This window comes from Rhizobacter sp. P3_B12 (assembly GCF_056402895.1).
In genome coordinates, this window is the sequence record NZ_JBFUGN010000098.1 from 1 (window position 1) to 11694 (window position 11694).

The following is an 11694-nucleotide window of genomic DNA, read 5'->3' on the forward strand; positions in this document are numbered from 1 at the left end:
CTGCGCCATGATCTGGCGCGCCTCTTCGGCGATGAAGAAGAAGAAGTTGACGACGTGTTCCGGGCGGCCCTGGAATTTCTTGCGCAGCACCGGATCCTGCGTGGCCACGCCCACCGGGCAGGTGTTCAGGTGGCACTTGCGCATCATGATGCAGCCCTCGACCACCAGCGGCGCGGTCGCGAAACCGAACTCGTCGGCGCCCAGCAGCGCGCCGATGACGACGTCGCGGCCGGTCTTCATCTGGCCGTCGGCCTGCACGCGCACGCGGCCGCGCAGCCGGTTCAGCACCAGCGTCTGCTGGGTCTCGGCGAGGCCGAGCTCCCACGGCGTGCCGGCATGCTTGATCGAGCTCCACGGCGACGCGCYGGTGCCGCCGTCATGCCCGGCGATCACGATGTGGTCGGCCTTGGCCTTGGCCACGCCGGTCGCGATGGTGCCGACGCCGACCTCGGACACCAGCTTCACGCTGATGCTCGCACGCTGGTTCGCGTTCTTCAGGTCGTGGATCAGCTGCGCCAGGTCCTCGATCGAGTAGATGTCATGGTGCGGCGGCGGCGAGATCAGCCCGACGCCCGGCACCGAGTAGCGCAGGAAACCGATGTAGTCGGTGACCTTGCCGCCCGGCAGCTGGCCGCCCTCGCCCGGCTTCGCGCCCTGGGCCATCTTGATCTGGATCTGGTCGGCCGACGACAGGTACTCGGCGGTGACGCCGAAGCGGCCCGACGCCACCTGCTTGATCTTCGAGCGCAGCGAGTCGCCCTCCTGCAGCTCGTAGTCGGCCTCGATGACCTTGTTGGCGATCACGTCGCTGACCTTGGTGCCGGCGCTGATCCGGATGCCCTTCAGCTCGTTGCGGTAGCGAGCCGGGTCCTCGCCGCCCTCGCCGGTGTTCGACTTGCCGCCGATGCGGTTCATCGCGACGGCCAGCGTCGCGTGCGCCTCGGTGGAGATCGAGCCGAGCGACATCGCACCGGTCGCGAAGCGCTTGACGATCTCGGCCGCGGGCTCCACTTCGTCGAGCGGGATCGCCTTGGCCGGGTCGACCTTGAACTCGAACAGCCCGCGCAGCGTCATGTGGCGGCGCGACTGGTCGTTCACCAGCTGGGCGTACTCCTTGTAGGTGTCGAACTTGTTCGCGCGCGCGCTGTGCTGCAGCTTCGCGATCACGTCCGGCGTCCACATGTGCTCCTCGCCGCGCACGCGCCAGGCGTACTCGCCGCCGGCATCGAGCATGTTCTCGAGCACCGGGTCGTCGCCGAAGGCCGCGCGGTGCATGCGGATCGCCTCTTCGGCGACCTCGAACACGCCGATGCCGCCGACCTGGCTCGCGGTGCCGCGGAAGTACTTGTCGATCAGCACCTTGTCGAGGCCGATCGCCTCGAAGATCTGCGCACCGCAATACGACATGTAGGTCGAGATGCCCATCTTGGACATGATCTTCGACAGCCCCTTGCCGATCGCCTTCACGTAGTTGTAGATGGCCTTGTCGGCCGACAGCTCGCCCGGCAGCTCCTTGTGCAGGCCGATCAGCGTCTCCATCGCGAGGTACGGGTGCACCGCCTCGGCGCCGTAGCCCGCCAGCACCGCGAAGTGATGCACCTCGCGCGCCGAGCCGGTCTCGACGACCAGGCCGGCCGTCGTGCGCAGGCCCTCGCGCACCAGGTGCTGGTGGATCGCCGACAGCGCGAGCAGCGCGGGGATCGCGACGTGGCCGCGGTTCATCGCGCGGTCGCTGATGATCAGGATGTTGTGGCCGCTCTTCAGCGCATCGACGCTCTCGGCGCACAGCGACGCGAGCTTGGCTTCGACACCTTCGTCGCCCCACGCGAGCGGRTAGGTGATGTCGATCACATGGCTCTTGAACTTGCCGTGCGTGTGCTTCTCGATCTCGATCAGCCGCTCCATGTCGGCGAAGTCGAGGATCGGCTGCGACACCTCGAGCCGCATCGGCGGGTTCACCGCGTTGATGTCGAGCAGGTTGGGCTTCGGGCCGATGAACGACACCAGCGACATCACGACCGCCTCGCGGATCGGGTCGATCGGCGGGTTCGTGACCTGCGCGAACAGCTGCTTGAAGTAGTTGTACAGCGGCTTGTTCTTGTCCGACAGCACCGCGAGCGGCGAGTCGTTGCCCATCGAGCCGGTGCCTTCCTCGCCGGCCTGCGCCATCGGGCTCAGCAGGAACTTGATGTCCTCCTGCGTGTAGCCGAAGGCCTGCTGGCGGTCGAGCAGCGATTCGCCGAACTCGCGCGGCTCGCCGGTCAGCTCGATCGAATCGAGGCGGATGCGCACGTTCTCGATCCACTGGCGGTAGGGCTTGGCGAGCGCGAACTGGTTCTTCAGTTCCTCGTCGTCGATGATGCGGCCCTGGTCGAAGTCGATCAGGAACATCTTGCCGGGCTGCAGGCGCCACTTCTTGACGATCTTGTTCTCCGGGATCATCGGCAGCACGCCGGATTCGGAGGCCATCACGACCAGGTCGTCGTCGGTGACGATGTAGCGCGACGGGCGCAGGCCGTTGCGGTCGAGCGTGGCGCCGATCTGGCGGCCGTCGGTGAACACCATCGAGGCGGGGCCGTCCCACGGCTCCATCATCGCGGCGTGGTACTCGTAGAACGCGCGGCGGCGCTCGTCCATCGTCGCGTGCTGCTCCCAGGCCTCGGGAATCATCATCATCGCGGCGTGCGCGAGCGAGTAGCCGCTCATCGTCAGCAGCTCGAGCGCGTTGTCGAAGGTGGCGGTGTCGGACTGCCCCTCGAAGGTGATCGGGTAGAGCTTGTTCAGGTCGTCGCCGAGCACCGGCGACTTCATCACGCCTTCGCGGGCGCGCATCCAGTTGAAGTTGCCCTTGACGGTGTTGATCTCGCCGTTGTGCGCCACCATCCGGTACGGGTGGGCCAGCGGCCACTCGGGGAAGGTGTTGGTCGAGAAGCGCTGGTGCACCAGCGCCAGCGCCGACATCACGCGCGGGTCCTGCAGGTCCTGGTAGTACTTGCCGACCTGGTCGGCCAGCAGCAGGCCCTTGTAGATGATGGTGCGGCAGCTCATGCTGGGCACGTAGTACTCGCGGCTGTGCGTGAGCTTCAGGCGCTGGATCGCGCTCGACGCCGTCTTGCGGATCACGTAGAGCTTGCGCTCGAGCGCGTCCTGCACGATCACGTCGGGGCCGCGGCCGATGAAGACCTGCCGGATGATCGGTTCCTTGGCGCGCACGGTGGGCGACATCGGCATCTCCGAGTCGACCGGCACCTCGCGCCAGCCCAGCAGCACCTGGCCCTCGGCCCGCACCGCGCGCTCCACCTCCTGCTCGCAGGCCAGGCGCGACGCGTGTTCCTTCGGCATGAAGATCATGCCGACGCCGTACTCGCCGGGCGGCGGCAGCACGACCCCCTGCGTCGCCATCTCGGCACGGTAGAACTCGTCGGGAATCTGGATCAGGATGCCGGCGCCGTCGCCCATCAGCTTGTCGGCACCGACCGCGCCGCGGTGGTCGAGGTTCTCGAGGATCTTCAGGCCCTGCGCAACGATGCTGTGCGCCTTGTGGCCCTTGATGTGGGCGACGAAGCCGACGCCGCAGGCATCGTGCTCGTTCGCCGGGTCGTAGAGGCCGTGCTCGGCCGCTTGCTGCAGTTCAGCGGCGTCTGCGCTGTCAGCGGGAGATGCCCCACCTTGGTCGGCCTGGGTCATGGCGTACTCCGTCCGGAAATCTGGAATGGACGCGAAGAATACTGCACTGCAACAGGGGCTTCAATCGAAATAAATGGGGTCAGATACCTTTTTGAGCTTTGCGAGCTTAGCGCTTGGAATAATTGGGGACATATCAAACGGCGGTTTTCGGCGGCCGCCCCCGCGGACGCGCCGCCAGCCGGCGCGTCGTCACCTGGGACAAGCTGTCGATGAATGAGGCCTCTCCGAGCGGCCATCCTTGCGTGACCGCACGCCGGAAGCGCTCGGCTTCAGCCGAAGAAGCACCTTGCTCGAACCATGTGCGGTATTTCACCTCCCGGTCGAATGGCGTGTTTCCCAATGCCCAATAGAGAGAGTGGTCGCTTACGACGGGATCGGTCGCCTGCCCAAGGTGGTGCGACGCACTGGAGGCGCGCAGGTCCGGCACGGCCGACTCGACAAAGCGCATGGCAGCAAGCAAGTGCTGTTCCCCATCGATCGGGGCGGTACGGAAGCGGCCATCCCACAGGCTGCCGGAACGGCCATGGCGGCGGTTGAAGGCCTGGCCGTGCTGCCGCCCGATCGCCTGCATCAGCCGGCTCAGCGAATCGGCCGCAGTCGGCGTCGCGAGCAGGTGCACTTCGCCCGTCGCCAGCCCATAGGCATGGACCGCGACACCGTTCGCCTTCGCGGCCTCGGCCAGCATCCGCAGGAAGCCCCGGATGTCGGCCTCGTCGATGAACACCGGCTGGCCGTTGTGCCCGCGCTGCTGCACGAGGTGCGGTTGGCCGGGAATGCACAGGCGGGCGAGGCGCGCCATGGCTCAGTCGAACAGCCGCCGGCCGGTCAGGCGCTCGTGCTCGCGCAACGCGTAGCGGTCGGTCATCCCCGCGATGTAGTCGGCCAACTGCCGCAGCCCGGCCGTGCGCGATTCGCCGGCCGACATCCATTCCTGCGGCGCCTCGCGGTAGATCGCGAACAGCTCGCGCACCACCTGCTTGGCCCGGTCGGTGGTCGCCACGACCTGCGGGTGCCGGTAGAGGTTGTGCCGCAGGAAACGCTTCAGTTCGACGCTGTCGGCTGCCATCTGAGCACTGAAGCAGATCAGCGGCGGCGCCCGGCGAACGTCTGCCACGCTGCGCGGGCCCTGCAGCGCGATCGCCGCGGCGCTGGCGTCGAGCACGTCGTAGACCKGGGCCGACAGCATGCGGCGAATGCTCTCGAACAGCAGCCGCTTGCCGCGCAGGCCGGGGTGGGCCGCCAGCGATTCGGCCTTGCAGCGCGCGAACAGCGGCACCTCGTCGAGTTGCTCGAGCTTCAACAGGCCGGAACGCACGCCGTCATCCACGTCGTGCGCGTTGTAGGCGATCTCGTCCGCCAGGTTGCACAGCTGCGCTTCCAGGCCTGGACGCAGCCGCGCGACGAAGCGGTGCGCGACACCGTTCGGCTCCCGGGCCTCGAGCCGTGCGGCGGCGGGGCCGGAGCAGTGCTTCAGGATTCCCTCCCGGGTTTCCAGCGTCAGGTTCAGCCCGTCGAAGTGGGGATAACGCTCTTCGAGCGAATCCACGACACGCAGGCTCTGCAGGTTGTGCTCGAAGCCGCCGCTGTGCGGATCCACCGCCTGCAGGCAGTCGTTCAACGCATCCTGGCCGGCGTGGCCGAACGGCGTGTGGCCGAGGTCATGGGCCAGCGCGATGGCTTCGACCAGGTCCTCGTTCAGGCCGAGGCTGCGGGCGATCGAGCGGCCGAGCTGGGCCACCTCCAGCGAATGGGTCAGCCGCGTGCGGAACAGGTCGCCTTCGTGGTTCAGGAACACCTGCGTCTTGTAGACCAGCCGGCGGAAGGCGGTGCTGTGCACGATGCGATCGCGGTCGCGCTGGTACTCGCTGCGGGTGGGCGCGGGCGACTCGTGCAGCCGGCGGCCGCCGCTGTGCTGCGGATCGCAGGCATACGGTTGCATTCCTCCGGCCGGACGCAGGGCCGACATGGTTCAGGCAGCGTGGGCCGCCAGCACCTCGCGCACGATGTCGTCGGGTGCCGGCCGCAGCGCGGCGCGCCCCGGCGCCTCGATCACGACGAAGCGGATCTCGCCGGCCTCGGATTTCTTGTCGACGCGCATCAGTTCGAGGTAGCGGTCGGCGCCGAGCTGCGGGCCACGGATCGGCAATCGCGCGCGCTCGACCAGCCGGGTGATGCGCTGCGCATAGGCCGCGTCGATCAGGCCGAGGCGGTGCGACAGGTCGGCCGCCATCACCATCCCGCAGCCGACAGCCTCGCCATGCAGCCAGGTTCCGAACCCGAGGCCGGCCTCGATCGCATGGCCGAAGGTGTGGCCGAAGTTCAGGATCGCGCGCAGGCCGGTTTCGCGTTCGTCCTGGCCGACGACCCAGGCCTTGATCTCGCACGAGCGCTTGACGGCATGGGCCAGCGCCTTCTTGTCGCGCGCGAGCAGCGCGTCGAGGTTGTCTTCGATCCAGCCGAGAAAGGTGTCGTCGGCGATCGGGCCGTACTTGATGACCTCGGCCAGCCCGGCCGAGACCTCGCGGTCGGGCAGCGTGTCGAGCGTGTCCAGGTCGGCGATCACGCGCAGCGGCTGGTAGAACGCGCCGATCATGTTCTTGCCCAGTGGGTGGTTGATGGCGGTCTTGCCGCCGACCGACGAATCCACCTGGGCCAGCAAGGTGGTGGGCACCTGGACGAAGGGAATGCCGCGCATGTAGCAGGCCGCCGCGAAGCCGGTGATGTCGCCGACCACGCCGCCGCCCAGGGCGTAGAGCACCGTCTTGCGGTCGGCGCCCGCCCTCAGCAGGGCGCCGAAGATGCGTTCCAGCGACGACCAGTCCTTGTGGATCTCGCCATCAGGCAGTTCGACGACCATGCACTGATCGGACTTCGTCTTCAGCAAGGTCTGCAAGCGATGCGCATACAACCCGGCCACCGTCGGATTCGACACGATGACCGCGGTGCTGGCCCGCGGCAAGTCATCGACGATCYGCCGATCGGAGAGCAAACCGCCACCGATCAGGATGTCGTAGCTTCGGTCCGCCAGGTCGATGCTGACTGCGCTTCGTTCGTCACTCATGGCGACCAGTTTAGCGCCCGTCGCGTGCAAGCTCGGCGACGCGCCCGGGAGTGTTCCAGGCTAGCCGATCACTCCCGCCAACTCGAGCATCATCATCAGCTTGCCCAGTTGCGCCGGTACCGTGGCTCGACTGCACTCGATCACGAAATGCGCCACCTCGCGGTAGAGGGGATCGCGCTGCTGGTGGAGTTCGCGCAGGCGTGCACGGGGGTCGCTGACCTGCAGCAGCGGACGCTGGCTGTCGTTTCGCAGCCGGCGAAACAACTCGTCGGGATGGCAGCTCAGGTAGACCACCTGACCGCGCTCGCGCATCAGCGCCCGGTTGGACGCCCGGAGCACCACGCCGCCGCCGGTCGCCACGACCAGTTGCTGCTCCTTCGTCAACTCATCGAGCACCGCGGACTCGGCATCCCGAAAGCTGGCTTCGCCTTCGCGCTCGAAGTAGCTCCGCACGCTGCAGCCGAAACGCTCTTCGAGCACGGCATCCGAATCACGGAATGTTCGCCCGGTCCGCTTTGCGAGCTGGCGTCCGATCGTGGATTTTCCGGCACCCGGCATGCCCACCAGGATCAGCGGGCGGGCGTCGGATTCCACGAGGACACGCAGCAGAAGGCGGGTGTTCCAGGGCCGGGCAGCGTCATGCTGCGTCAGACCCTCAACTGGCGGGAACGGTCGCCGTCGACGTCACCTTCACCGTGACCACGTGGTCCAGCTTGTCGGTGACGATCACGTTGCCCGGATTCAGGCAGATGCCCGATGCCACCGTGATCCTGAAGGTGCCGCCTCGATTTCCGACAGTCGTGGTGTTGAAGGAAATCACGTCCGGAAACGTCGTCTTCACCGAATAGGGCGCAACCCCGCCGACAACCGCGATCTCGGCCGTGCCACCCGCGCAACCCGTGGCGGGTGCAGTGGCCGCACCTGCAAAAGTAACTTCAGTCGGGATGGTCGCGAACGCCGTGGGCGAACCCGCCTCGTCATCGCTGCTCCCACCGCACGACGCCAACGCGAACGACACCAAGGTAGCCGCGGCAAGCCGATTGAGTACAACGTAGTTCATGTCAAGTACCTGATTTCTGAGGCCAGTCATATCAGCGCACCGCAGTGCGATCGCTCACGACCTTCGGCGTGATGAAGATCAACAGTTCGGTCTTCCTCGACGACTTCGTCCTGGTCTTGAAGAGGTTGCCGAGGAAGGGAATGTCGCCGAGGTAAGGCACCTTGGTCACGCTCTCCTGGTCGTCCTGCGTGAAGATGCCGCCGATCACGACCGTGCCGCCATTCTCCACCAGGACCTGCGTGCGCACGTGCTTGGTGTCGATGGCCAGGCCCTGCGAGGTCACCTGCCCCACGGTGTCCTTGGTCACGTCGAGGTCGAGGATCACGTTGCCTTCCGGCGTGATCTGCGGCGTGACTTCGAGCTTCAGGTTCGCCTTGCGGAACTGGATGGCCGTCGCGCCGCTGGACGTGGCGGTCTGGTACGGCAGTTCCGTGCCCTGCTCGATCAAGGCCTTCACCTGGTCGGCCGTGATGACGCGCGGGCTCGACAGGATCTTGCCCTTGTTCTCGGCTTCCAGCGCAGACAACTCCAGGTTCAGGAACCGGTTGGCACCGACCCCGAACAGCGAGAGCGCGAACGTCGCGGCGTTGTAGTCGTTCTGGCGGGTGGCCGGCAGGCTGACGAAATTGGTATCGCTGTACAGCATTGGCGGAGTGGCCTGCCCGGTCTGCACGCCGATCGCATTGATGTTGCCGCCGACCCCCACCCGCATGTTGCCGCCCGTGTTGAATCCGGGCACGCCACCATTGAGGCCGCGCAGGTCGGAGTAACCCAGCTTCGCCCCCAGCGAGCGACCGAAGCTGTCGTTCGCTTCGACGATGCGCGCTTCGATCAGCACCTGCCGCACCGGCACGTCGATCTTGGCGATCATCGCCTGTATTTCCTCGAGCTTCGAGGGAATGTCGCTGACGAACAGCTGGTTGGTGCGGGTCTCGAAGATCACGCTGCCGCGTGTCGTCAGGATGCGCGACGCAGCTCCACTGCCACCCGCCGTATTCTGGCCGGTCAGGCCCTTGGCCACTTCTTCGGCCTTCGTGTAATTGAGCTGGAACGACTGCGTGCGCACCGGCTCCAGGTTGGCGATCTGCGCCTTCRCCTCGAGGTCGATCTTCTCCTTCGACGCGAGCTCGTCCTTCGGCGCGATCCAGATCACGTTGCCCGACTTGCGCAGCCCCAGGCCCTTGGCCTGCAGGATGATGTCGAGTGCCTGGTCCCACGGCACGTCCTTCAGGCGCAGYGTCACGTTGCCGGTGACGGTGTCGCTCGTGACGACGTTGAAGTTGGTGAAGTCGGCAATGACCTGCAGCAGCGCGCGAACCTCGATGTTCTGGAAGTTCAGCGACAGCTTCTCGCCCGCATAGCCCGGGCCCTGCACCAGCTTGTTGGGATCCTGCTTCTGCTGGCGCACTTCCAGCACGAACTGGTTGTCGGTCTGGTACGCGCTGTGCTCCCAGGCGCCGCGCGGCTCGACGACCATGCGCACACGGTCACCGTTCTGGAAGGTCGAGACGCTCTGCACCGGCGTGCCGAAGTCGGTCACGTCGAGCTTGCGGCGCAGGTTCTCCGGCAGGTTCGAGCGCAGGAACTCGACCACCAGGCTCTGGCCCTGCTGGCGGATGTCGACCCCGACCTGGTTGTTCGGCAGGTCGACCACGACCCGGCCCGCACCATCCTGGCCGCGGCGGAAGTCGATGCCCTTCAGCGGCATCGGCGCGTCGTTCAGGTTCTCCGCGAAACGGGTCGATTCACCCGCCACCGGCGCCTTGGCCGTGGCAGCGACGCCGCCGGCCGGTGCCGCCGTTTCCATCACCACCACCAGCACCTTGCCTTCGAGCTGCGCCCGGTAGTTCGATGCTGTCTTCAGGTTCATGACCAACCGCGTGCGGTCACCCGACTGCGCGACGTTGATCGAGCGGATGTTGCCCTGGTTGATCTCCAGGTTCGACTTGCCCATCGCATTGCCGACCCCCGGCAGGTCCAGCGCGATGCGTGGCGGCGTCTGGACCGTGAAGCCGGTCGGCACCGCCGCCAAGGGCTCGGACAACTCGATGCGCACGACCTCTGCACCCGCCTGTTGGGAGCTGTTGATGGACTGGATGGCGTTCTGCGCCCACGCAGACAAGGACGCGCCGAAGAGCAACGCGAGCGCAACGCTTCGAACTTGCCACTTACCCATGATCTGTTTCTCCTGCATGTTCTTCACCGCGCCCGTTCCTGAAGCTGAAGAGAGCTCGTACGCTCGATCCATTCACCCGCCGCGTCCTGCACGATTTCGCGCAACGAGACGTCCGTCTCGGAAATCTTGGTGACCTTGCCGTAGTTCTGGCCCAGGTAGTCACCCATCTTCACCTGGTACAGCAGGTTGTCGACCCGCAGCAGCGCGTACGGGCGCCCCTGCTTGGTCACGCTGCCGACCATCGCCATGCTGTCCAGCGGATACGCTTCGAGCGGTTCCTTGCGGCGGTTGATCTCCGCAGCCAGCAACGAATTCGGTTGCCGCGATTCCTGCTTGATGGCCACCGTCAGCTTCTGCGCGCTGAACGGCTCGACGCCCGCGCCGGCCAGGTAGGCCTGCGGGTTGAATTTCTTCGGCGGCGACAGCGGCGTCACGTTCGGCTTCACCTCGCGGCGCTGCTGCTCGATCCACTGCTGCAACTCGTCCTGCGCATCGCCACAGGCGGTCAGGGTGAGCGCCATGATGGCGCTCGCACAGGCGGCTGCCGGCCAACGCAATGTGGTTCCCGTCATTTCTTCGCTCCCGCGGCCTTCGCCGCAGCCTGGCGCTGCGCTGTGATCTCGTTCGGATCCAGATAGCGGTAGGTTCTGGCCGTCGCGTCCATGCCCAGCAACCCGTTGGCGTCTCTGGTGTTGGCAGCCGCGATCTGCATGTTGTGCAGCGTGACGATGCGCGAGAGGTTCGCCACATCGGCCGCGAACGCGCCGATGTCGTGGTAGCGCCCCGTCACCCGGATCGAGATTGGCAGTTCGGCGTAGTACTCCTTCACGAGCACCTGGCCAGGACGGAACAGCTCGAACTGCAGGCCGCGGCCGAGGCCCGCCTGGTTGATGTCCGACAGCAGCGCGTCCATCTCGGCCTTGCCGGGCAGTTGCTTCTCGAGCTGGGTCACGTATTCCTCGACCTGCAGCTTCTGCTTGCGCAATTCTTCGAGGTTCACGGCCTGCGCCAGCTTGCCCCGGTAGTCCTGCTTCAGGACGGGTTCMTTGTCGCGCTCGGCCTGCAACTGCTCGTCGACACCGGCGAGCAGCAGGAACCAGCCCACCACGACCACCATGATGGCCAGCACGAGCCAGGTGGCGAGCTTGGGGAGCATCGGCCATTGGCCGGGTTCATTGGGATTCAGCCCCCGGAATTGCGAGGCGGCAGCCCCGAAGACCGAGTTCAGATCGACGTTGACGGATTTCGCTTTCGTTGCCATGGCGTCTCGATGGTCAGGGCTTCTTCGCAGCGACGGCGGCGCTGGCCGCAGCACCCGGCACGACGGCCGAGGCAGCGACTGCGGCCGCGTCGACATCCTGCGGGCGCTTGATGGTCACGCGCATCGAGAAGTCGAACAGGCGCTTTTGCTCGCGGCTGGCCGTCTGCACGGTGGCCGCCTTGATCTCGACCAGCTCCGGCTTCGTCAGCCATTCGGAGTTGTTGCTCGTGTTTCTCAGCAGCTCGGACACGCGCTCGTTGGTCTGCGCGATGCCGGTCAGCTGCAGCACCTGGCCTTCCTGCTTGATGCTGCTGAAATAGACGCCTTCGGGCGTCTGCTTGACGAGTTCGTTGAGCACGTGAACCGGCAGGTTGCGATCGATCTGCAGGTCTTCGACCGCTTTCTGCCGTGCCTTGAGCGCGTCGATCTCGGCACGCAAGGATGCGATG

Annotated in this window: 10 protein-coding genes; all 10 read right to left on the bottom strand. The window is 66.3% G+C overall.

Annotation, left to right across the window (positions count from 1 at the left end; all coding sequences use genetic code 11):
* Nucleotides 1–3687: glutamate synthase-related protein (locus AC1D01_RS08210; protein ID WP_477865561.1), on the bottom strand; the 3687-nt coding region annotated here is incomplete at its 3' end.
* 133 nt (nucleotides 3688–3820) lie between these two features.
* The gene (locus tag AC1D01_RS08215; protein ID WP_477865562.1) at nucleotides 3821–4486 is read right to left on the bottom strand and encodes a transposase; all 666 of its coding nucleotides are present in this window, start codon (nucleotides 4484–4486) and stop codon (nucleotides 3821–3823) included.
* Nucleotides 4487–4489: 3 nt separating this feature from the next.
* The gene (locus AC1D01_RS08220; RefSeq protein WP_477865563.1) at nucleotides 4490–5653 is read right to left on the bottom strand and encodes a deoxyguanosinetriphosphate triphosphohydrolase; all 1164 of its coding nucleotides are present in this window, start codon (nucleotides 5651–5653) and stop codon (nucleotides 4490–4492) included.
* Between the two features lie 3 nt (nucleotides 5654–5656).
* Nucleotides 5657–6748 carry a 3-dehydroquinate synthase gene (gene aroB, locus AC1D01_RS08225; RefSeq protein ID WP_477865564.1) on the bottom strand — a complete coding sequence of 364 codons (1092 nt, stop codon included), beginning with the start codon at nucleotides 6746–6748 and terminating at the stop codon, nucleotides 5657–5659.
* Nucleotides 6749–6808: 60 nt separating this feature from the next.
* Nucleotides 6809–7342 carry a shikimate kinase gene (locus tag AC1D01_RS08230; RefSeq protein ID WP_477865565.1) on the bottom strand — a complete coding sequence of 178 codons (534 nt, stop codon included), beginning with the start codon at nucleotides 7340–7342 and terminating at the stop codon, nucleotides 6809–6811.
* A 61-nt stretch (nucleotides 7343–7403) separates the two neighbouring features.
* Nucleotides 7404–7808, bottom strand: coding sequence for a hypothetical protein (locus AC1D01_RS08235; protein ID WP_477865566.1), 405 nt, complete (start codon nucleotides 7806–7808; stop codon nucleotides 7404–7406).
* 31 nt (nucleotides 7809–7839) lie between these two features.
* Complete coding sequence (locus AC1D01_RS08240) at nucleotides 7840–9984, bottom strand: type IV pilus secretin PilQ (RefSeq protein WP_477865567.1); 2145 nt, start codon at nucleotides 9982–9984, stop codon at nucleotides 7840–7842.
* 23 nt (nucleotides 9985–10007) lie between these two features.
* Nucleotides 10008–10505 carry a pilus assembly protein PilP gene (locus tag AC1D01_RS08245; RefSeq protein ID WP_477865568.1) on the bottom strand — a complete coding sequence of 166 codons (498 nt, stop codon included), beginning with the start codon at nucleotides 10503–10505 and terminating at the stop codon, nucleotides 10008–10010.
* Between the two features lie 47 nt (nucleotides 10506–10552).
* The gene (locus tag AC1D01_RS08250; RefSeq protein ID WP_477865570.1) at nucleotides 10553–11245 is read right to left on the bottom strand and encodes a type IV pilus inner membrane component PilO; all 693 of its coding nucleotides are present in this window, start codon (nucleotides 11243–11245) and stop codon (nucleotides 10553–10555) included.
* Between the two features lie 13 nt (nucleotides 11246–11258).
* On the bottom strand, nucleotides 11259–11694 hold a 436-nt coding region (locus AC1D01_RS08255; protein ID WP_477865569.1), incomplete at its 5' end, for a PilN domain-containing protein.